The sequence below is a fragment of the Pseudoalteromonas lipolytica genome (genome assembly GCF_003515105.1).
In the GTDB taxonomy this organism is placed as follows: domain Bacteria; phylum Pseudomonadota; class Gammaproteobacteria; order Enterobacterales; family Alteromonadaceae; genus Pseudoalteromonas; species Pseudoalteromonas lipolytica.
Genome location: NZ_CP032091.1, coordinates 108,064 through 129,679 on the forward strand (window position 1 = coordinate 108,064; position 21,616 = coordinate 129,679).

The 21,616-nt window shown below is 41.6% G+C and carries 18 protein-coding genes; 9 read left to right on the top strand and 9 right to left on the bottom strand.

Annotated features, from left to right (window positions below; genetic code table 11):
- Positions 1 to 54 precede the first annotated feature (54 nt).
- The 6 genes from D0907_RS16770 to nosR all read right to left on the bottom strand — a co-directional run bounded on the left by D0907_RS16770 (position 55) and on the right by nosR (position 7,755).
- Entirely contained in the window at positions 55 to 570 is a 516-nt protein-coding gene (locus D0907_RS16770) for a nitrous oxide reductase accessory protein NosL (RefSeq protein ID WP_118844858.1), read from the bottom strand.
- Positions 570 to 1,388 carry an ABC transporter permease gene (locus tag D0907_RS16775; protein ID WP_118844859.1) on the bottom strand — a complete coding sequence of 273 codons (819 nt, stop codon included), beginning with the start codon at positions 1,386 to 1,388 and terminating at the stop codon, positions 570 to 572. Before D0907_RS16775 ends, D0907_RS16770 begins: the two co-directional genes overlap by 1 nt.
- Positions 1,385 to 2,305 carry an ABC transporter ATP-binding protein gene (locus tag D0907_RS16780; protein WP_118844860.1) on the bottom strand — a complete coding sequence of 307 codons (921 nt, stop codon included), beginning with the start codon at positions 2,303 to 2,305 and terminating at the stop codon, positions 1,385 to 1,387. Before D0907_RS16780 ends, D0907_RS16775 begins: the two co-directional genes overlap by 4 nt.
- A complete protein-coding gene (locus tag D0907_RS16785; protein ID WP_244223172.1) occupies positions 2,298 to 3,557 on the bottom strand; it encodes a nitrous oxide reductase family maturation protein NosD in 1,260 nt (419 codons plus the stop codon). Before D0907_RS16785 ends, D0907_RS16780 begins: the two co-directional genes overlap by 8 nt.
- 126 nt (positions 3,558 to 3,683) lie before the next feature.
- A complete protein-coding gene (gene nosZ / locus D0907_RS16790; RefSeq protein ID WP_118844861.1) occupies positions 3,684 to 5,576 on the bottom strand; it encodes a TAT-dependent nitrous-oxide reductase in 1,893 nt (630 codons plus the stop codon).
- Positions 5,577 to 5,619: 43 nt separating this feature from the next.
- Entirely contained in the window at positions 5,620 to 7,755 is a 2,136-nt protein-coding gene (nosR, locus tag D0907_RS16795) for a transcriptional regulator NosR (protein WP_425274521.1), read from the bottom strand.
- Positions 7,756 to 8,797: 1,042 nt separating this feature from the next.
- Between nosR and D0907_RS16805 the strand changes: the two genes are divergently transcribed.
- On the top strand, positions 8,798 to 10,399 hold the full coding sequence (locus D0907_RS16805) for an amidase (RefSeq protein WP_118844864.1): 1,602 nt from the start codon (positions 8,798 to 8,800) through the stop codon (positions 10,397 to 10,399).
- A 56-nt stretch (positions 10,400 to 10,455) separates the two neighbouring features.
- On the opposite strand, the gene D0907_RS16810 is transcribed toward D0907_RS16805, so the two are convergent.
- Both D0907_RS16810 and D0907_RS16815 read right to left on the bottom strand, forming a co-directional pair.
- Entirely contained in the window at positions 10,456 to 13,527 is a 3,072-nt protein-coding gene (locus D0907_RS16810) for an efflux RND transporter permease subunit (RefSeq protein ID WP_118844865.1), read from the bottom strand.
- Positions 13,527 to 14,612: an efflux RND transporter periplasmic adaptor subunit gene (locus D0907_RS16815; RefSeq protein WP_118844866.1), complete on the bottom strand. Its 1,086-nt coding sequence runs from the start codon at positions 14,610 to 14,612 to the stop codon at positions 13,527 to 13,529. Before D0907_RS16815 ends, D0907_RS16810 begins: the two co-directional genes overlap by 1 nt.
- A 117-nt stretch (positions 14,613 to 14,729) precedes the next feature.
- On the opposite strand from D0907_RS16815, the gene D0907_RS16820 reads away from it, so the two are divergent.
- Together D0907_RS16820 and D0907_RS16825 are read left to right on the top strand one after the other, a co-directional pair.
- Complete coding sequence (locus D0907_RS16820) at positions 14,730 to 15,641, top strand: LysR family transcriptional regulator (protein ID WP_065979037.1); 912 nt, start codon at positions 14,730 to 14,732, stop codon at positions 15,639 to 15,641.
- On the top strand, positions 15,625 to 15,933 hold the full coding sequence (locus tag D0907_RS16825; protein ID WP_036972032.1) for an MGMT family protein: 309 nt from the start codon (positions 15,625 to 15,627) through the stop codon (positions 15,931 to 15,933). The genes D0907_RS16820 and D0907_RS16825 overlap by 17 nt, the downstream gene beginning before the upstream one ends.
- A gap of 34 nt (positions 15,934 to 15,967) precedes the next feature.
- Here the strand turns inward: D0907_RS16825 and trhA are convergent, their stop codons facing one another.
- Positions 15,968 to 16,597, bottom strand: coding sequence for a PAQR family membrane homeostasis protein TrhA (trhA, locus tag D0907_RS16830; RefSeq protein WP_118844867.1), 630 nt, complete (start codon positions 16,595 to 16,597; stop codon positions 15,968 to 15,970).
- Between the two features lie 258 nt (positions 16,598 to 16,855).
- On the opposite strand from trhA, the gene D0907_RS16835 reads away from it, so the two are divergent.
- The 6 genes from D0907_RS16835 (at position 16,856) to phrB (ending at position 21,616) form a co-directional block, all read left to right on the top strand.
- On the top strand, positions 16,856 to 17,134 hold the full coding sequence (locus D0907_RS16835) for a hypothetical protein (protein WP_051501856.1): 279 nt from the start codon (positions 16,856 to 16,858) through the stop codon (positions 17,132 to 17,134).
- Positions 17,135 to 17,353: 219 nt separating this feature from the next.
- Positions 17,354 to 17,932 carry an LON peptidase substrate-binding domain-containing protein gene (locus tag D0907_RS16840; protein WP_036972030.1) on the top strand — a complete coding sequence of 193 codons (579 nt, stop codon included), beginning with the start codon at positions 17,354 to 17,356 and terminating at the stop codon, positions 17,930 to 17,932.
- A 62-nt stretch (positions 17,933 to 17,994) separates the two neighbouring features.
- On the top strand, positions 17,995 to 18,618 hold the full coding sequence (locus D0907_RS16845) for a sigma-70 family RNA polymerase sigma factor (protein WP_118844868.1): 624 nt from the start codon (positions 17,995 to 17,997) through the stop codon (positions 18,616 to 18,618).
- Positions 18,611 to 19,261: a ChrR family anti-sigma-E factor gene (locus tag D0907_RS16850; protein WP_036972025.1), complete on the top strand. Its 651-nt coding sequence runs from the start codon at positions 18,611 to 18,613 to the stop codon at positions 19,259 to 19,261. The genes D0907_RS16845 and D0907_RS16850 overlap by 8 nt, the downstream gene beginning before the upstream one ends.
- Before the next feature lie 10 nt (positions 19,262 to 19,271).
- Positions 19,272 to 20,225 carry a YbgA family protein gene (locus D0907_RS16855; RefSeq protein ID WP_036972023.1) on the top strand — a complete coding sequence of 318 codons (954 nt, stop codon included), beginning with the start codon at positions 19,272 to 19,274 and terminating at the stop codon, positions 20,223 to 20,225.
- Entirely contained in the window at positions 20,225 to 21,616 is a 1,392-nt protein-coding gene (gene phrB / locus D0907_RS16860) for a deoxyribodipyrimidine photo-lyase (protein WP_118844869.1), read from the top strand. Before D0907_RS16855 ends, phrB begins: the two co-directional genes overlap by 1 nt.

A 21,616-nucleotide genomic window follows, 5' to 3' on the forward strand; every position in this document is an offset into this window, starting at 1 on the left:
TAAAAGCAATCTACCTGATTTACATGGGTAGATTGCGTATCGCTTTTATCATTTTTAATGATGAGCAGGCATTAGAATAGCGTGTGTGATATCTTCGAAACGAATGACATGCCCGCCAAATTCATTTTGAAAGTTTATCGCATCTTGTTCAGTTGCAAAACTGGCCAATGTATTCCCCATAGCGCCTTGTTGAGATGAGCCCGCAACATACCAAGCTTTTCGCGCATTTATAAAGTAATTATCGGCGGGTTTATGCCAGGGTGTTTTACTCATGTCATGTACAAAAATATCGCTTACATTACGTGTGTTTTCAGGTTCTAGGTAGTAACTGAACATATCTCGTGTTGAACAAAACTTATGTATTTTTTTGCCCGAGCTCGAGCTTGTATCAGTTTGCAGTAGTTCAGCCTTCGGGCCTGGAAATTCTGAAATCAACATGCCGCATAAATGACATTCATCGGTTGCTTCAATTGCAACTGCTTGGCTGGGTGTCTGTTTAATTTCACTCTCCCCACAGGCACAAAGCATGAATAGAAGTGGCAGTATCGGCAGTAAGGTTTTAACGTTCATTACATTCTCTTTTTAGTAAATAGTGTGATGGCTAAAATTAATGGCAAGATAACCCAGGCGACGAGCACGCAAAGCAATTGAGTAAGCGACAAGCTTGAGCGTATTGCAATAGCAAGAGCCCCGTTTACATCGGCGCTGTCTAAGCCTGCTAGATTCACTAATCTAAAAGTATCAGCGGGATTCAACATCATCAGAAACGTGAGTGATTGTTGGCTTATACCGTCTTCAGTGCCTACGAGAAGAGCGAGTAAACCGAGATCAAATATGAGTGCGAAAATAAACCAGACGATTAAAGCAGCACCGGCAGCTTTCGACTTTTCACTCACCGAGATACTAATTATGAAGGCAATGGCAATGAAGCTAAGACCTAACATAACGGCACTGGCTATGAATAATGAAAATACAGTAATAATTTCAGTTTGCTGAGTATGGGCATATAAAATGACACCAGATGCACCAAAGCCAATTAAAATTGCCAGTGCAATGATACTTCCTTGCCCTATAAATTTTCCCATTAGTAATTGGGTTTTGTTGATAGGGTAGGTAAGTAATAAGAGTAAGGTGCCACTTTCTAGCTCACCTACAAAGCTGTCGTAACTGAGTAACAAGGCGATTAAGGGAATAAGAAAAACAGCTAAACTTGCTAAGCTTGCTACAGTGGTCGAGGTTGAGGTTAACCCTGTTTCACCTGCGACCGCTGAGCCAAAATAGGTCAGCCCTACTGATAATAAGGCAAAAATAATTGTAATTGAGAGCAACCAACGGTTGCGAAGACCATCGCTAAACTCTTTTGCAGCAACAGTGAAGACTGATTTCATATGCTTCCCTTTTGTGGCGCTTGAGATAAAATTTGTTGATAAACCTGATTTAAATCGGGTTGTTCAATGTGTATATCATCTAAATGACGGTATTTAACGAGCTCGCGGAGAACATTCATTTTATTCTCGTCTTTTACCAATAAATCGGTATCGTGACAGAGTTCAACATGGGTCATTAATTGTGAGTCATTAACGAGCTCAGAAGGGGAAACACCGCGAGTTTTAATGCGTATATCTAAGTTTGCATGTGCGCGTAGACTGGCTAAATTACCGCAAGCAAGTTGTTGCCCTTTACTCAGAATAATCGCACGGTCAATATGGCGCTCAACCCCTGGTAACACATGAGAGCACAGGATAATACTGGTGCCGTGTGCTTTAAGGTTGTCAACTTGTTGGTAAAATTCAGTTGTTGCAACCGGGTCAAGCCCAACCGTTGGTTCATCTAGTAATAGTAATTTAGGTTTACCTAAAAATGCCTGGGCAAGTCCTAAACGTTGACGCATTCCTTTGGAATATGTTTTAACCGCGCGGTTCATTGCCTCTGTTAATCCCACTTGCGCTATTAAATCTTTTGCGTGTTGTTTGTTAAAACCTTTCAGTTTTGCAAAGTAATTGAGTACTTCTATTCCTGTTAAATGCTCATAAAAACTGACATTTTCAGGCAAGTAACCGACTTGGGATCGAATATGCCATGCGGCTTTGGAGTCTGGTTTAGCACCGAGTACATCGACACTGCCATTTGTTGGCGATGTGATACCCAGAATGAGTTTCATCATGGTTGTTTTGCCAGCACCATTATGACCAAAAAGGCCGAGCACTTCACCGGGCGCGAGCTCGCAGCTAAGGTTATTGACTGCTGTGAGACTGTCATAGCTTTTTGTTACTTGGTTCATTGAAACCACGGGCGTGTTAGTCATGTTGTTTGTCCTTGATATCACTCTGCGATTTAATAACATGAGGTGAGTGTGGAGAGCGCATTAATGGGTAGCTGTCTTTAACCCCTGCAGGCTTTAATACAGGAAATTGGCGTTGTACCCAGCGCAGTGTTAATACCGATGGGCTATCCATTAGCATTTTCATTTCTGGGTATTGCCAAACCAATTTATCAATTCCATCGTTGGGTTCAAAGGCAACATCACCCACGCCATCATTATTCATATCCCAGCCTAAATAATTGCTCCAATAGTTACCGCGGCTATCGTGACTCCATTCTTGTTTTTTATTGGAAACGTATTTGACTTGCGTGGGGTTATTTATAAAGCTGTTGCCATATACTTGCGTATGCTCAGAGCCTGCAGTGAGGTGAATACCAATTTCTGTGGTATCAACCACGTTATCGACAATGTTGTTATACGCTGAGTTGTATACAAAAAAACCTTTTCCGTCTCGCCCTAATACTTTATTTTCGGGCTTGGTCCACACATTAGAAATGTGATTGTTTAGGATGTCTGACGAGGTAATAAAATTCATTAGTAACCCATAATCTTCACTGTTAGTCGTTCGATTACCTTGGATCACTAAATTACGCGAGCTCATTAAGGCATAACCAGCCCGCGTATTGTATGCGTTATTATTGAGTACTTTATTGTCGTGGGAATACATGTAATGAACGCCATAGCGTAGATCATGAAGCGTGTTATTTTCTAATACGTTATCTTGGCTTGATATTATGTACAGGCCATCGCGCGTGTAAGAGACATCATTTCCTTTAACCAGTACATGTTGCACATTGGAGAGCTGAATACCATTGCCGCGATCTGCTGAACGCAGGGCTTTATTGCCAACAATCACGTTATTTAAAACCTGCACATGCTGGCCTTTTTGTAACCAAATACCAAAACCATCGCCTTTAAGGTGGTTATTGGCAATCATTAGTTGCTCTGCTTTTTGATCTGAATAAATACCGGAATGTTGTTCGGTTAAGTTATTTCCCCAATTCACTATCTCGAGGTTTTTAATAGAAATATGTGAACTTTTTAACAGTAATGCGTGGCCTTCGCCTAAAGCATCAATGACAGCACCTGTTTCACCAATAAGGTGGATGGCTTTATTGACAACAAAATTTCCTTGGTAAATACCCTTCGTTAAAACAATTGTGTCGCCTGCTTTTGCGCTGTCTAACTGCGCTTGTAAATCATCAGCTGCAGAGAGTCGCGTACTCACTGCCAACGAATAACATGAAAAACAGAGCAGTATTGCTCCACATAAACGGTGTAACCAAATTAACTGCACTCAATAAACCTTCTATTTGTAACGATAAAGGGTATGGGAAAGTCCCATACCCAAATACGAAGCTTACGCTTCAACTAACATGCGGCCTCGCATTTCCATATGCAGTGCATGACAGAACCAGTTACAGTAGTACCACTGCACACCCGGTTTATCAGCGATAAACGTTATGGATGCCGTTGCTTGCGGTGCAACTTCCATCTGCACACCATGATTAGTCATACAGAAACCGTGTGTCACGTCTTCAACTTGGTCTAAGTTAGTAATAACCACAGTGACTTCGTCACCTAGTTTTACTCTAAACTCAGTCATGCCAAAGCTAGGGGCAATTGAGGTCATGTAGACACGTACTTTTTTGCCGTCTCTCACCACTTTGTTATCAGCGTAAACATTAACACCGTCTGCTTTTGCCATTGCGATAGTATCGGCAAAGAAAGGATCGTTTCGCTCCCACAGTTTATTTGGCTTCACCTTAGAGCGGTGAACAATGATACAGTCGTGAGGTTCAGCGAAAGTTGGGCCATCGTGAACCAACTTCATTTCATCACCTGAAATATCTATGAGCTGATCATTTTCTGCACGTAATGGCCCGACAGGTAAGAACCTATCTTTTGAGAACTTACACAGTGCAATAAGCCATTTACCATCTGCATCACGGGTTTCACCTTGAGAAGTATGGTTGTGCCCCGGCTGATAGTGAACATCTAACTTCTGACGTATGTAGTTCACTTTCTCACCATTGTATGCCTTGATAGCATCTTCAACGCTCCACTTCGCAATTTGGCTGTCGATAAACAGCGTGGTGTAAGCGTTACCACGGTTATCAAATGCGGTATGAAGTGGCCCTAAGCCTAGTTCAGGTTCTGCAACGATGGTGTCGCGAGGCTTAATTTTGTTATCAAATAGGTCATCTAGTTTCTTAATTGAAATCACAGAAACAGTCGGTGATAACTTACCATTAGCAACAAAATAGTCGCCATTGGGTGAGGTATTTAAACCATGTGGTGATTTAGGAACCGGAATGTACGCTGTGAGTGCTGACCCTTTACGGCCATCTAACACTGGGACATTATTGCCATTGTAGGTTTTAAATTTGCCTGCTTTAATGGCGGCTTCGCATCGCGGTAAGTTAAATACAACAACATGGTCACGTTCAGATGAGATCATATCACCGAGTGTGACCCCCATTTCTGAGTTATAACAGGTTGATGCAAAATACTTTCCGTCAAAGTCGGCGTCGGTGTTATCTAAATTACCATCCACCATTACTTGGAATGCGACTTCCATGGTTTCGGCATTAATCACATTAAACAATGAACGATAGGTGCTAATGTCATCCATTGATGCTTTGCCATCGTTGTTCATGGGAATTTCGAATTCGCCATTACAGATCACATATTTAGTGTGTGGAACCTTTTGCACACGCAAGCCATGGATTGCTTGAACATTAGGAACGGTTAGCATTTTATCGGTCTTCATAACATCGCAGCGAATACGTGCTACACGACTGTTGGCCTTGTCGTTAATGAACACATATTTACCGTCGTAACGGCCATCAGTCATACTCATATGTGGATGGTGTGAGTCACCACATTGCAGATGTGCGCTGTCGCCTTTGATGCGTTTAGATTCATTCGTCAGACCCCAGCCTGTTGCACTGTCGGTATTAAAAACAGGAATACGCATGAGTTCCCGCATTGACGGAATACCTAAAATACGCACTTCCCCCGAGTGGCCTCCACTCCAAAAACCATAATATTCATCTAGTTCACCTGGGTGAACAGTGGCACTGTTACTGCCTGCTTCTGCGGCTTGTGCCTTAGCCATTGATGCGAACATAGTAGCTGACATAGGCGCTGCAACTACACCTGCACCTAATAAAGCACTTTTAGCAAAAAACTTACGTCTGCTTTCGTCTTTCAGCTGTTTTTGTTCTGGGAGCTTTTTCCTATCACTCATGGACTTCCTCCGGTTATTTCATTGTGCTTGGTGATGGGCGTAGTTAGCTAACGTCCACCGTGGGTATTTCTTTTTCCTGAAATTTATTCTTCTTCCTGGCAAGTTTCTTTAGTGGTGGACATTTCTGTTCATTAAAATAGGTGACTTGACAGTCAAGACAGTAGTGACACTCGCGCATATTGATTGAACCATCAGGGTGAATAGCTTGTATTTCGCATTCTTTAGCGCAGGTTTTACATGGCTGACCACACTCAGGCCGACGTTTTAACCAACTAAACAAGCGTAAATTAGAGCCCACAGAGAGCGCTGCGCCTAATGGGCATAAGTAGCGACAAAAGAATTTTCGGTTAAATAAATTAATTACCAGCAAAGACACGGCATACAGCACAAATGGCCATTGTCTATCAAACTTGAGTAAGAAGGTGGTTTTAAATGGTTCAACTTCAGCCATTTGCTCTGCAACAGCCATAGAGTCAAGAGACATGCCGAATAAAGCCAGTAAAATAAGGTACTTAATGGCCCATAAACGTTCATGCACTGCAAAAGGGGGCTCTATTTGCGGCAGCTTCACATAGCGTGCAAATACATTTAGTAGCTCTTGCAAAGCGCCAAATGGACATAACCAACCACAGTATACGGCGCGCCCGAACATCATAATGGTCACCGCAGCAGCACACCAAAGAATGAAAATAACGGGGTCGAGTAAAAATAAATCCCACGAAAAATCAGACATCAGTGCTTGTAAAAAAGTGAATACGTTCACTACAGAGAGTTGTCCGCCCCAGCTCCAGCCGATAAACACCACCACCACGATAAGGAATATGTGTCGGAAATTGTGTAAAAAGGTTGGGTGACGCACCAGAATATCCTGAAATATTAAGGTAGCGCCTAATAGAAGCATGAGGAACAGCAGAATAATCACTTCCACTTGCTTGTCTTGCCATACTTGTTGCGTCAGTGATAATTCAGCTTCGGGTTCAGGCATAGCGGGGCGACTGACATATTTATCTAAAGTATGATAATCGCCTTTAAAGCTCGTGAATGTGCTGTCGATAGCGCCCATTTGACGGCGTACTAATAGCTCTAATTGCCAATCGGCTCCGGGGTTAAACTCATCGTGAGCGCGTGCGATAAAAATAGACATTTCTTTGAATTTGGGTGCGCCTGTGGCGTAAATATCAGTGACGCGAAAGTGGTCTAAATCGTGGAATGAAATGGTGTCGCCATTTTGCAAAAGTTGAATACGGTCAAAAATACCGCCACGAACGTAGCCTGAGCCTTTAAAAGAATAGCCATTTCCTAGCACAATAAAGGCATGCTCACCGGGGGCTAATTGCGCCATAAGCCATTGGTACTCACTCTCACCAAGTAAGTTTATGCCTATGTGAGGAATATTAGCTTGCGCGTAATAAAGCTCAGCGAACATAGCGCTTTTTTGTTCAGGAGCAGCTGCATCAATGTGTTCTGCTTCTGTGCCTACAAACGCCTCATCAACGGCCTCTCGACTTAGGTACAAGCGGCGAATAGACCCGTCACCCGTTAACGCTTGCCAACTTGCTGGTTGATAAACATCGTGCTTTATAGTGGCCATTGGTAAGCGATTTAAAGCTTGAAGATCAATTATGTTTAAACGTGCGGCGATTTTTTTTGCTGACTTAGTTACCGCATCATTCATGACCATGACCGTGACTGTGGCACCAGAAAGTCCATCAATGTTGACGATATTATCTGAGCTGCTGCCTCCTACTTTAAGGCGATCGCTAACATGTAAGCCCGTGTATTGTTCAGTAAACTCCCATAGTTTTGATTCTGGGATACCCGTTAAAATAATCGGCTCGTGATGCTCTAATACTTTCACCCCTAAATAATTACCTTGGGGGTCAATGGCAACGAGCATATTCACTGGCTCGCCCGAATAAGCTGGAATTTTGGCAATATCATTGGTTTCAAAAGCGTAGCCCAGTACGTTTTTGTCTTGATAAACGACCCATGCGAAAGGCGCACTTTCGTCGTTAGATATCCGCTGTTTTTCACCAATATGTGTCGCTTGAGGAAAAATTTCCTCAATGAATGGCATGGGATCTTTTGGTGGGCTTACAAACACCGCCTCGCAGGGTAATGTAAGTATAAATAACATCATCGCGCAGAGGTACAAAAGCCAGGTTGATTTTATATTCATAACAGCACCAACAATTCCTTATAAATGGCTTTATTTAGGAAAGTTATATTGTTTTATTTTTTTCATTAATAACCTTACTCTTCTTTACAATGATTTTAGTGACCTTGATCAATTTTTGACTAGATAACATTTAACTACATGTGTTTTTTCGAGTGGGGTTAATGTGTTACAGAAAATTTAATAATTAATTTAAGTATAAATTTTAGAGAGATGATATACCTAGTAAGGAGTACCTAACTAAGGGTAGTGTAAGGAGTATTTTTTAGTACGTTAGGGTTAGTCTTGATTTTATAAATAAACTGGTAAAGAAGGATTAATCGGTTTTTAAATTTGTTTTTTTATTCATGTCTTTGTATTTTTAATTACATGTAAATAGCGGTTGAATGGTTTTTATTATTTATTTAAATGCAATACTTTGGTGTGTTTAACCCTATTTATGGCGTTTTTTATTGGTGGAAAAATCACTGTTTAAGTGTGTTTAAAATACATTCACACATACCATGTATATACATTTTTAGGTAATTAAAGACAGTCGTACCGCATGATTAAAAAGGGGGAGGATGAACACCAAAAAGCGGTTTATTTCACCGTCAGCCATGCTCTTTAACAGCCTGCGGCCAGATAATCTGCTTGAACAATAAGAAACGGCATGCCTTGGCGGCAGTGATTACAAAATAGCGCCTGTTTAATCAATACCACTGGCTATAGACTCAATTTTCTTCGTGAGAATATTTAACGTGATGGCTATGAGTAAGCGCTGATTGAAAATGCTGCTTTGTAACTGACGCGATTGACGTTAAATTAAAAGATAAGCAGTGCATGCCCAATATCGCTGATTTGAATAAAACACTCATTTAGCACCGTGTACCTTCGTCGGGCTAGACTATTAAACAGTATGGGTATTTGGTGCTGGTAATGGGCAAGAGAACGCTCAGTGTTTAATCCATTGTGAAGTAAAAAAATAGCAATTTTTGATAAAAGTATGGGTAAATACCGATTTTAAAATAACAATCAACAACACTCTATAAAACAGGAACGACAAATGTACACAGGAATTAGTCAGGTTATTCGTGCTTTACATGCATTCGCATTAAGTGTTTTTTTAGCCGCTTTATGCTTTACAGTTAACGTGTCTGCAAAAGAAAATACCCCACTCTCTGAACAAAGAAATCAACAACTAAAAAACCTTGTTCAACAAAGTACAATCCCGCAATTAATTCAGGCAATGAAAGAAAAACAGCTCACAGCAACTGAATTAACACAGTTTTTTATTCAGCAAATCGATGAGCTCAATCCTCAATTAAATGCTGTGGTTGCAATGAACCCCGATGCTATAAGCATAGCTATGCAACTTGATGAAGCGCTTAGTCATGGTAAGTTACGCGGCCCTTTGCATGGCATACCAATTTTAGTAAAAGATAATATCGAAACTGAGACTATGCCTACAACGGCAGGCTCGTTAGCATTAAAAGATAATTTTACGCACAGAGATGCGCCAATTATTGCCAAACTTAAACGTGCAGGGGCCATTATTTTAGGCAAAACAAATTTAAGTGAATGGGCCAATATGCGCTCTGAACGTTCATCGTCTGGGTGGAGTGCGATTGGGGGGCAAACGCGTAATCCCCATGATTTAAATCGTTCTACGTGCGGGTCTAGTTCAGGCTCTGGTGCTGCTGTTGCCGCCTTTTTAAGTGTTGCTGCGATTGGAACTGAAACAAATGGCTCTATTACGTGTCCGTCTTCTGCAAATGGTATTGTGGGTATAAAGCCCACGGTAGGTTTATTGAGCCGCCATGGCATTGTGCCTATTTCTCATACGCAAGATACAGCGGGGCCTATGACACGCTCGGTAATTGACGCGGCCATTATACTGTCAGTTATGCAAGGTTTTGATGAAAAAGATCCCGCAACAAACATCGCAAAAGGGCACCTTAATTATGACTATACGCCAGAGCAAAGTGCCATCTCATTAAAAGGCAAGCGTTTAGGTGTACTGTATGCTGCGCCACTTGCTCATGAGCAAGTTGAGTCACTTTTTAACCAGACTAAACAGATGCTCGAACAAGAAGGTGCTTTATTAGTTGAGGGGTTATCGACAGAGCCATATGATCATTTTTATCAAGATAGTTATGATGTTTTACTCTATGAGTTTAAAGCGACTTTAAATGACTACCTTGCTCAATTGCCAAACGAATATAAATCGCTGACACTAGAAAAGTTGATCCAGTTTAATCAAGCTCACGCTACTAAGGAGATGCCTTACTTTCAACAAGAAATATTTGAAAAGTCGCAGCAAAAAGCAACGTTAACCGACCAGAAGTATTTAACAGCATTACAAAAAGTGCATCAAGCAACCAGAGCAGATGGCTTAGATAAAATGCTTAAAGAACACAATCTTGATGCAATTATTACTGTGACTTTAACACCCGCGTGGTCAATAGACCGTATCAATGGGGATCACTTCACAGGCAGCTTTTCTACTTACCCGGCTGTATCTGGCTACCCTCATTTAACGCTGCCTATGGGTAAAGTGCATCATATGCCCGTTGGACTTTCTATTACGGGGGGTGCATTGAGTGAAAAAGAGTTGATTGCAATTGCGCATCGGTTAGAGCAATTGATTGGATACAAATACAATTAATTTGTAGTGCCTCCCCTGAAAATATCCTTTCAGGGGAGGAACAAATACAAGAGTACTTAATTACTGTGGCGTTGTTTAGGTACTTTAATTTTAAACAACAGTGTATAAAGCACTGGCACGACAATAAGCGTCAGTACTGTCGCAAAACCAAGCCCAAACATGATTGTGACCGCCATTGATTGGAAGAATACGTCAAATAAAAGTGGGATCATTCCTAAAATAGTCGTGATCGCTGCCATAGCGACTGGGCGCACACGACTAACGCCTGAATCAAACACGGCTTGATAGGGCTCTTTTCCGCTATCGAGTTCGAGGTTAATTTGATCCACTAATACGATGCCGTTTTTAATCAACATGCCACTTAAGCTCAGTAAACCAAGCAGTGCCATAAAGCTAAACGCTGCATTCATTAATAACAAACCTGCCGATACACCAATGATTGCCAGAGGCACTGTGGCCCAAATAACCAGTGGTTTTTTAACTGAGTTAAACAGCAATACAGTAATTGCAAACATTGCCAAGTAACCAAGCGGTAATGAGCCAAAAATCGCTTTTTGTGCTTTGCTTGCTGATTCAAACTCGCCGCCCCATTGCAACTCATAGCCGTGTGGCAGGTCAATCGCTTCAATATCTTTGCGGACACGGGCAAACAGCTTCGCAGGTGTTTCATCACCAATCACATCATGGTCTGCCATGACAGTGATAGTGCGTTTTCGGTCACGGCGCATAATTAAACTGTCTTCCCATTCAACAACAAAGTCATCAACTACTTGCGTAACTGGCACAAAGACTCCCAATACAGGGCTGTATATTTGTAAGTCGCGCAGGCTTTCGACATTTAACCGCTCTTCTGCAGGCGAGCGTGCAATAATGGGCAGCATTTGCGTGCCGTCTTTATACACGCCGACCTGTTTACCCGATAAGCTTGTTAATAAAAGCTGATCAAGATCAGACTTAGCAATCCCTAAACGGCGTGCTTTTTGTTCGTTGAACTGCGGACGAATAAGTTTAGAGCGAGCACGCCAATCATCACGAATATTAAAGGCTCCAGCGTCTTGATGAAGAATGTCTTTTGCTTGCTTAGCGAGCTGACGAAGTACGACAGGATCAGCGCCTGAAAAGCGCGCTTCAATTTTTGCATCGGTCGATGGCCCAATTTCCATGCGTTTAACTTTAAGCTGCGCATCGAGAACATGTTCATGTTGGTAGTCGCGCACTTTTTTGATCATGGCTTTCACGGCCTCACGATCTTGTACACGAATAATCAACTGTCCATAAGCTGGGTATGACTTTTCTGGCGCGTATGTCAGCATAAAGCGAGGAGCACCTTGGCCAACCGTGGTGGTCACTTCTTCAACGAGAGGGTCGGCTTGTAGAAACGCTTCAAGTTTTGCTACCCCGTCCATCGTGGTATGAATATCGGCACCTTGAGTATGCCAGTAATCGACATAAAACATGGGGGTGTTCGAGGCCGGAAAGAATGATTGCTTAATAAACTTAAAGCCAAATACCGCACTAACGAGCATGATCACCATGAGCAATAAGGTGGTTTTACGGTAACGCATTGCGCAATGCAAAACACCTTTATACACATTGAAGATGATACCTTGATAAGGGTCTTCATCGTGGTGAGGCTGTTTTTCCGTGGCTTGTTTAAACATTAAGTCAGCAAAGAAAGGTGTGAGTGTAATTGCCGTAATCCAACTGAGTAATAACGAAATAAACAACACCCAAAATAAGCTACCTGCAAACTCACCACTGGCATCCGAGCTTAAACCAATTGGGGCAAATGCAGTAACCGCAATCACGGTTGCACCCAATAACGGCCATTTAGTTTGATCAACAATATTGGTTGCAGCTTGTAGTTTAGTTTGCCCGCGCTTTAAATTAATAAGAATACCTTCGGTAACAACAATCGCGTTATCAACCAGCATACCGAGCGCAATGATCAGAGCGCCGAGCGAAATCCGCTGCAAATCAATGGCAAATAGCTTCATAAAGATAAAGGTGCCGAGTACGGTTAGGAGTAAAATGACACCTATTAGTACACCGCTTTTAAAGCCCATAAATACCAGCAACACCACAATGACGATAGCAACGGCTTCAAGTAAGCTAATAATAAAACCACTGACTGACTTTTCGACTTCTGCTGGCTGATTATAAACACTATTAATCTCTATACCGTGTGGGCGTTGGTATTCTAACGAAGCTAAATGCGCGTCTATTTTAGCGCCCACATCAACCACGTTTACACCTGTGCTGAACGACACGCCTACAAGGAGTGCTTGCTGCTGATTAAAGCGAATAATGTTATTTGGTACTTCTGCGTACTCTCTAAATACCGTTGCAACATCACCTAAATATATAAGCTCGTTTTCACCCGGCTTTGAAATTAATAGGTTTTCAAGCTCTTTAACGTCTTTAAATTCACCGGTGGGGTGTAAACGAATTGATTCATCGCCAACCCGTACTTTCCCCGCGTTAGAAACACTATTTTGGGTTTGCAAAAGCTGGTAAATACGGTCTGGCGAAATACCTAATTGTGCTAATTTTCGGGTTGAAATTTCAACCATTACCTGTGCTTGTTGCTCACCGCCAACGGTTACTTTGCTTACGCCATCAACCAGCACTAACTCACGCTTTAAATAATCAACGTAGTCTTTTAACTCATCATACGAATAGCCATCACCTGTCACGGCATACATCACACCGTAAACATCACCAAAATCATCCATAATTTTACTTGGGTAAACACCCGAAGGCATTGCTGCGGCTTGGTCGTTAATTTTACGGCGCAATTCATCCCAAATTTGGCGAAGGTCTTGTTTGCGGTAATTACTTTTCATCTCAACGGTAATTTGTGATTTACCGGGCGACGAAATACTGGTGACATAATCAACATAGGGTAATTGTTGAATTGCATTTTCAATTGGAAAAGTAACTTCTTCTTCAACTTGTTGTGGTGAGGCACCTGGGTACAGAGTGATCACCATTGCTTTTTTCAAAGTGAACTCAGGGTCTTCAAGTTGCCCTAAACCAAAATAAGCCACGGTGCCGCCTATTAGCAAAAACAGTGCGAACATCCAGCTTATAACTTTTCGCTCAATAGCAAGTGCAGCAAAGCTCATTATAAGCCTCGCTCTTTTTGCCATGGACGTACTTTCATGCCTTCCTCTAAGGAATGCACACCTGCAGCAACCACCATTTGACCTTGCTCAATACCTGAAAGCACTTCAATACCGTTGCGGTGTAATTGGCCCACTTTAACCGCTTTTTTATGAACTAAACCGGTGTTTTCGTCATACAGCCATACATAGCTATTATTTTTTTCAGACTCTGTTGGCTCTGAAAACACTGCCTCAACAGGCAGCAGAATATACGCTGATTGTGAGTGGGTGATTTTGCTTAAATCAATATCAACACGGCCTGTCATTCCCGCAAGAAGATTAAAGTCTTCAGGCACTGGCAGCGAAAACACCACTTTGTATGTAAGGGTGGTTGGGTCAGCTTGGGTGTCAAATTCTTTTACGGTGAGTTGGTACGACTTGTCTGGGTAGCCATCAAAAATAACATCAGGTTGATAGTTAACGTCTTTATCAATGCGTGCAATGAGTTTTTCAGGCACTTGGATAACCACATCCATTAAGTCGCGGGTTTCAAGACGTAATATGTTTTGCTTTGCTTGGATATTTTCAAAGTTTTTTACAAAAACTTTTGCCACAGTCCCCGCAAAAGGAGCGCGAAGTTCACTGTTATCTAAATTGGTTTTTGCAATTTTTAAAGCAGACTCTGCCACTTGCTTATTTGCCAGTGCTTGGTCTAGCTCTGCTTGGCTTGCGATGGAGCGATCAAATAGCTTTTGAACGCGTTCAAGTTGCGAGTCAGCAAGCTCAAAACGTGCTTTTCGCTCTTCGTACTGAAGCTGAAAATCTTCTGGATCAAGTTTGGCAAGAAGTTGGCCTTTTTCAACATGTTGGCCAGCAAGTGCAGGAAACTCAAGTAATTCACCATTGACCCTAAAGGCCAAGTAAGACCCTTGGTTGGCAACGACTTCTGCAGGAAAACTACGAATAGCCTGATCTGACTGACTGTTGGTATTGAAAAGTTTAACAGGGCGTATGACCGGCTCAGCGTTGCTTTGCGCAGTTTGCTCTGTACATGCCGCAAGTGACCATAATACAGTGGTGAATAACACGGCGGATGCCAATCTCATTGTCTTCTCCATAGATATGAAAGCATAAATTTGCTGCAGGATACGCTGCAAAGATATAAAATAAAAATTATTAAATTTTAGAAACATCATTAATTTTATTAATAGGGTTTGCGGTTAATGAATTTAAATCAATTAATTATTTTAGATGCTATCGTGCAAAGCTCTAGTTTGAGCCAAGCGGCGGTAAAGCTTCATAAAACACAACCCGCCCTTACAATTGCCATCAAGAAGCTAGAGTCTGAACTAGGCTTTGAGTTATTAGACCGTGCACACTACCGATTACATTTGACTGAAAAAGGGCGTATTTTTTATCGAGAGGCGCGTCAGTTGCTTAATGCTAACAGTGAGTTAAGTTCGTTAGCTAAAGAGCTTGCACTCGGTAATGAAGCTAATTACCGAATTTGTTACGAGCAGCTGTGCCATCAACATAGTTATAACCAAGTCATTAGCCACACTTTCAAGCGCTTTTCGAGCACCGAGTTTAGTATTTCGTCTGGTAAACGCTTTGTTTCGCTAGAGCAAGTAAATAGCCATCAAGCAGATTTAGGAATTGGCCCATGGTTTGATTTGTTTCATGCGACGGGTGATCTAGAAAGTTTACCCATTGGTAAATTTGACATTGGCATTGTGAGTGCGCCAGGTGTCGTGCCAGCGGAAATTAGCTTTGCCGACATTCAAAATTACCCGTGTCTGGCAATGTTTGAGAGTGACTTAAGTTTTGATAGCGACAGACTCTCTTATACGCTAGGGTCTGCCTTGATGAAAATTGATGATATAACCAGTGTTAAATCGTTTTTGCTTTCTGGGGCAGGGTGGGCAATGATCAGTTTACAGCACTGTCAAAGTGAAATAGAAGCAGGTCTTTTACAGCAAATAAAAATTACAGATAGAGAGCATCAATTTGGCGCAGAAATTCGCGTATTTAGACAGCACTCCGTGCACCATGGCCCGGTTGCGAGGGCTATTTGGCAGGCATTTAGTGAAGTAAGTAAACAGTATTTGGATTCAATTCGTGCAACAAGCAACTAAAGAAGAACTTATTTATACGGTTATAGCCTCTATTCCAGAGGGAAAAGTAGCCAGCTACGGGCAGGTAGCTGGTCTTGCTGGTTATCCTAATAATGCAAGACTGGTGGGACGATTATTAAAAATGATGCCAAGCGATTCTAAAATTCCATGGCATCGGGTGGTCAATAGTCAGGGCAAAATATCCTTTCCTGAAGGCACACCTAAACATTGTGAGCAACGTCAAAAACTGATAATAGAGGGTGTCACCTTTAACAAGTCAAAAATTAATATGCGTATACATCAATGGGACTAAGCCACTACGCCCGCTATAAATTTATAAACCCGCCTCAATACACGTATAAACTAATAGATAGGTAGTGACATACGCAGCCGATAAGTACAAATACATGCCATATAGCGTGACTGTAATGTCGCGTTTTAGCGCTGTAAAAGAAAGTTCCCAAGCTATAAGCAATGCCGCCTGCGAGTAACCACCACAACGCACTTGGGTCAAGATTCAAATATAAAGGGTAAACAAGAGCAAGTGCAAACCAACCCATCAATAAGTATGTTGTGAGCGATATTTTTTTATTGGTATGCTTTACAAGCAACTTATAAATTACCCCGCCAATGGCTAAAGACCAAATAAACACTAATGCGGCCACTGCCCACGCGCCCGACAACGAAATAACTAAATAAGGCGTGTAGGTACCCGCAATCAGTAAGTAAATTGCACAGTGGTCACACTTTTTATAAATAGCACGCAGGCGCTCTTTTGTACTTGCGTGGTAGAGCGTTGAGGCTAAAAAAAGTACCAATAAGCTTGAGCCATACACAACAGCACTCACGGTGGCTGATATTGCGTTTGATTGTGACACTAAGTCCCACAGTACATACACAGAAAATAGGACACCTAAGCCATGTGTGAGCACATTAAGTTGTTCTTCTTGGCGTGAATAAGGAAGCGCAGTTGTCATAGACCATCTAATAAAAATGAATTAAAAAACAATTTCAGTGTACAAGTGTACGCTGAATTTATCAACGCTTATTTTTTCACTAAAAGTTGGTTAAAAAAGTAATTTTTATTGGTTTTATTAACCAATGCTGAATAAGTGTAAAAATTAATCACCTAAAAAATTTATTTAAAAACAAGTTCTTATAAATTATTTTCATGATGGCACAACCTTTGATTATGTAATTACGACTAATTACTTAAAGAGACAAGGAATATCATTATGAATAACTCACTAAAACTTACGACTGCTGCGTTACTTGTATTAGGGTCTGCTCAAGCAAGTGCTACTGACTTTGAATTAGACATTAGTAACACCATCACACAAACCATTAAAAGCTATGTTCAACAAGCAAGTATAGAGCTTAAGCAAAGTGTGAATAAAAGCATTGAGTTTGATGCTCAAAAATTACTTGAAAGTTACATGGGTGATGCGGACACCGCTTCAAAAGAAGCCGTAACGTTGGCTGCAAAAACATCTGAAGTAACTAACAAGCAGTAAGGAGGCAGGACAATGAGTAGTGAAATCAGCTTATTTTTACTAATGGTTGCACCTGTGTTGAGTTTACTCAGTGCGTATGCATCAATCGAGTTATTTCGTAATGTTGCACAATGGTTCAACTTTTAGGATAGGAAATAGAATTAAGATTTCATGAAATATTGATCGGCGGACTAAAAGCGCACGTAACTAAAGGCATGTGGTTTTTTGATAGTAGACTTTATGAAGCGTGCGATTTTTCCTTTACCGGTTTTTATTTTACCTGAAGGGTACACAAAGCTAAGAATCTTTGAACAGCGTTACTTAACCATGGTAAAAGAAGCTGTTAAAGACAACACCGGATTTGTGCTTTGCACATACCAACACGACACAGAGCTTAACCTGCCTGAGTTCGGTTGTATGATGCAAATAACCGATTTTAATCAAGATGATAGCGGGCAGTTACTCATTGATGTGTATGCAGAGCATGCCGTGTCTATCAATCAACCATTTTATGATAAACAAGCGCTTCGTCATGCTGATGTTGAGCGCGTGTCGAAACCGAGCTGGTATGTAAAATCAGTCGTCACCGATGAAAACTTATTGCTAAGCCATACGTTGCAAGCTGTATTTGCGAATCAACCTGATTTAGCTGCACTCTATAAAGCCCCTCAATTTGATAACCTTGCGTGGGTTGCTGCGCGTTGGCTCGAAATATTACCCATTTCACTAGTTAAAAAACAACAACTTGCCTTTAAATCTAACTTTGAAAATTTGCTAAGTTTCCTCCATACTTTGATTAATACCGAATTTACTGATTAATGTGATCTGTTTGTTGTCGCTCTGCGTAATGTACGTAACGACAATAATTGGATGACATTAAAATGGTAAGTCAACAACTTCAAACAGGTTGTAAACCTAACACAGGTCAATTCACTGCCATGCCAGATACACCAAGCAAAGAGCTTGCAGATGCATTATTTGCAGTTGCAACGCACCGCGATAAACGGGCGTTTGCGCTGTTGTTCCAATATTTTTCGCCAAAAATAAAGCGCTTTGGAATTAAACAATTTGGCTCTGAAGCGCAAGCAATGGAGCTTGTGCAAGAAACGCTTACTTCTGTTTGGCGCAAGGCACACCTCTATCACAAGGATAAAGGGGCTGCAACGACATGGGTTTATACCGTGATGCGTAATGCTTCTTTCGACATGCTAAGAAAAATGAAAAGTAGTAGAGAAGAGTGTATCAGCGAAGATATTTGGCCACTTATTGATGAAGCGACTCCGGGTCAACACGAATTTAGCGACCATTTAGAAGACAAACAAATTAAGCAGTACCTTAACAAGCTGCCTCAGGCGCAACGTGAAGTTGTACGTGGGGTGTATTTTCAAGATATGTCGCAAGATCAACTTGCAGAGCATTTAAACATTCCCGTAGGCACAGTGAAGTCTCGTCTTCGCTTGGCCTTGCAGAAGTTACGCAACGAAATGGGAGACCAACATGATTAAGCACCATCCTTCTAACGACATTCTCATGCAGTTCAGCGAAGGCAATTTGCCAGCATCGTTGAGTATCGCTGTCGCTATTCATGTTGAAATGTGCCCCGTGTGTAAAAAAGAGATTGCAGCACTTGAAGCCAAACAGGCTGATAATGTATTTGCAGGATTTGATGCTGATAGTGAAGATTCATTTGATGCAGGCTTATTCGATGCAATTACAGCAGACGATGCAATCGACGAAATTTACGAGCAAGCCCCCATTACGGTTGATGTTAAAGACAAAACTTACACATTGCCTCGCGCCTTAACACGTATTGGTCACAGTAACTTTATGCAACTTGGTAAGTTGGCGCGCTCACGCATTGACATAGACGACGGTGCTTTAAGAGCCAGTCTTTTACATATTGATGCAGGGGGTGAAATTCCAGAGCACACACATACTGGATTTGAGCTAACCTTACTACTAGAGGGTGAGTTTAGTGATGAAGAAGGCAGTTACGTACCTGGAGATTTTATGATGCTTGATGGGCGTCATAATCATACGCCTAAAACGGCGCAAGGGTGCTTATGTTTTACGGTGGTGAGCAGTGCTCTACACTTTAACAAGGGTATCAGCAAATTACTTAATCCAATTGGTAATTTGATTTATTAGTAGGAACTTTATGCTGCAATCGACAATAAAAATAGGTATTAGTGCTTGCTTAGCAGGCGATAAAGTGCGTTTTGATAGTGGCCACAAAAAATCAAACTTTTGCATGGATGAGTTAGCTAATCATGTCGAGTATAAAAAGTTTTGCCCTGAAGTCGCGGTTGGTTTGCCAATACCGCGACCGACCATTCGCCAAGTGCGTGTCGGTGACACGATAAAAGTATGTCGACCAGATGGCACGGGCGATGTTGGCCCTAAACTGACCGAGTATGGTAAGCGCGTGGCAACAGAACAAACTGCTGAGTTAAGCGGTTTTGTGTTTTGTGCAAAAAGCCCAAGCTGTGGCATGGAACGGATTAAAATTTACAATGAAGCGGGTACCGGAAATACTTCTGAGGGCGTTGGTTTTTTTGCTGAGCAAATTATGGCTCACAACCCGCTACTACCCTGTGAAGAAAATGGTCGCTTAAACGATATGCACCTGCGAGAAAACTTTGTCATGCGGGTCTACACCTACAAACATTGGCAAACGCTTAATGAGCAACCCATTACCGTGCACCGTTTAACGCAGTTTCATGCGCAATATAAATATTTGCTGATGGCTCATAATTACGAGGCGTATCGAAACTTGGGTAACTTACTGGGCACATTTGATGGCGAAGATATTAATGCGCTCGCGAATGAGTACATTTTGGGACTAATGACCGCATTAAAGAAACCTGCTTCGCGAAAAAATAATGCCAATACCTTAATGCACTTGCAGGGGTATTTTAAAAAGTCGCTCACTAAAATTGAAAAGCAAGAGCTTCGCGATGCGATTGATGAGTATCGAAAAGGACTTGTTCCTTTGTACGTACCGCTTACCTTAATTAAGCACCATCTAAAAATACATCCCAATGAATACCTTGCAAAGCAAGTCTATTTTGACCCTTACCCGAACGAACTGAAATTACGCTACGGAATTTAATGAAGACATTATTTTGGTTTAGGCGCGATTTGCGCCTTTTTAATAACGACGCTTTATATCGCGCTATCGACAATGGATGCCAAGATGCGGTTTTTTTTATAACCGAAAAACAATGGCAACAACATGATGTAGCACCTATTCAGATTGATTTATTAAAGCGCCGTTTAGCATTTTTAGGGCAACTTTTAGCTGATAAAGGCATTACATTACACCTTATTGATGCACACGATTATTCGGGGTGTGTTGATAAGCTCTCAGCGTTTTGCCAACAGCATTCTATTGAAAATGTTTATGCAAATAATGAATACGAACTCAATGAAGTTGAACGAGATAATGCATTTTTAGCTAAAGCTGATTCGCTAGATGTACATTTTTACAGCTATGATGGTGATGTTATTGCCCCCCCAGGCAGTATTAAAAACCAAAGTGGCGAGATGTTTAAAGTGTTCACGCCTTTCAAAAATGCGTGGTTAAAGCAGTTTCAAGATACGCATTTTTATTTTGCCGAGCCTCCTAATATGCCACCTGCAGTTCAGTGGCAAGAAAATGAATTATTAACCTCTGACGGCAGCTCCGAAAAATGGCCGGTTGATGATGAAACGCTAAGCCATGTATGTGCACGCTTTATCGACGAAAAGCTTGGTACGTATCAGGAACAACGTGATATCCCAAGTATTAAAGGCACCTCAGGTTTAAGCCCTTATTTAGCGCTGGGTATTATTAGTGTTCATCAGTTGCTGGCGCTCATTCAGCAGCGTCATCCCGATGTATTGAAAAATGCTAAAAGTAGTCTGTTTTGCTGGGTAAACGAGTTGATTTGGCGCGAGTTCTATCGTCACCTGATTGCGATTTATCCAAATTTGAGTAAATACGCCAACTTTAACGATAAATACGATGCCCTAGCATGGCGCGACGACGAACATGACTTTAATGCGTGGTGTGAAGGTAAAACCGGCTATCCGCTTGTGGATGCAGCAATGCGACAATTATTGCAAACCGGCTGGATGCATAACCGGTTGCGAATGGTGGTTGCTAGTTTCTTAACTAAGCACCTCCTTATTGATTGGCGCAAAGGCGAACGCTTTTTTATGAAACACTTGATTGATGGCGATCTGGCGTCAAACAATGGTGGATGGCAATGGGCTGCTAGCACAGGGTGTGATGCTCAACCTTATTTTCGTATTTTTAATCCAATTACCCAAAGCGAGCGCTTTGATCCAGATGGTGAGTTTATCCGTAAATATCTACCAGAGTTGGAAAAAATACCTGCGAAACACATTCACTTCCCACATGACTACTTAGCTAAACAGGGAAGTAAAAGCAGTTATTGGTCTCCAATAGTTGATCATAAAGCGGCGCGAGAGCGTGCGTTGAACGCGTTTAAGGTGTGA

What these genes read in the sequence shown, in the direction of transcription:
- D0907_RS16770 (WP_118844858.1), bottom strand. Translation starts at nt 570, where the DNA reads ATGAACGTTAAAACCTTACTGCCGATACTGCCACTTCTATTCATGCTT.
- D0907_RS16775 (WP_118844859.1), bottom strand. Translation starts at nt 1,388, where the DNA reads ATGAAATCAGTCTTCACTGTTGCTGCAAAAGAGTTTAGCGATGGTCTT.
- D0907_RS16780 (WP_118844860.1), bottom strand. Translation starts at nt 2,305, where the DNA reads ATGACTAACACGCCCGTGGTTTCAATGAACCAAGTAACAAAAAGCTAT.
- nosZ (WP_118844861.1), bottom strand. Translation starts at nt 5,576, where the DNA reads ATGAGTGATAGGAAAAAGCTCCCAGAACAAAAACAGCTGAAAGACGAA.
- nosR (WP_425274521.1), bottom strand. Translation starts at nt 7,755, where the DNA reads ATGAATATAAAATCAACCTGGCTTTTGTACCTCTGCGCGATGATGTTA.
- D0907_RS16805 (WP_118844864.1), top strand. Translation starts at nt 8,798, where the DNA reads ATGTACACAGGAATTAGTCAGGTTATTCGTGCTTTACATGCATTCGCA.
- D0907_RS16810 (WP_118844865.1), bottom strand. Translation starts at nt 13,527, where the DNA reads ATGAGCTTTGCTGCACTTGCTATTGAGCGAAAAGTTATAAGCTGGATG.
- D0907_RS16815 (WP_118844866.1), bottom strand. Translation starts at nt 14,612, where the DNA reads ATGAGATTGGCATCCGCCGTGTTATTCACCACTGTATTATGGTCACTT.
- D0907_RS16820 (WP_065979037.1), top strand. Translation starts at nt 14,730, where the DNA reads ATGAATTTAAATCAATTAATTATTTTAGATGCTATCGTGCAAAGCTCT.
- trhA (WP_118844867.1), bottom strand. Translation starts at nt 16,597, where the DNA reads ATGACAACTGCGCTTCCTTATTCACGCCAAGAAGAACAACTTAATGTG.
- D0907_RS16835 (WP_051501856.1), top strand. Translation starts at nt 16,856, where the DNA reads ATGAATAACTCACTAAAACTTACGACTGCTGCGTTACTTGTATTAGGG.
- D0907_RS16840 (WP_036972030.1), top strand. Translation starts at nt 17,354, where the DNA reads ATGAAGCGTGCGATTTTTCCTTTACCGGTTTTTATTTTACCTGAAGGG.
- D0907_RS16845 (WP_118844868.1), top strand. Translation starts at nt 17,995, where the DNA reads ATGGTAAGTCAACAACTTCAAACAGGTTGTAAACCTAACACAGGTCAA.
- D0907_RS16850 (WP_036972025.1), top strand. Translation starts at nt 18,611, where the DNA reads ATGATTAAGCACCATCCTTCTAACGACATTCTCATGCAGTTCAGCGAA.
- D0907_RS16855 (WP_036972023.1), top strand. Translation starts at nt 19,272, where the DNA reads ATGCTGCAATCGACAATAAAAATAGGTATTAGTGCTTGCTTAGCAGGC.
- phrB (WP_118844869.1), top strand. Translation starts at nt 20,225, where the DNA reads ATGAAGACATTATTTTGGTTTAGGCGCGATTTGCGCCTTTTTAATAAC.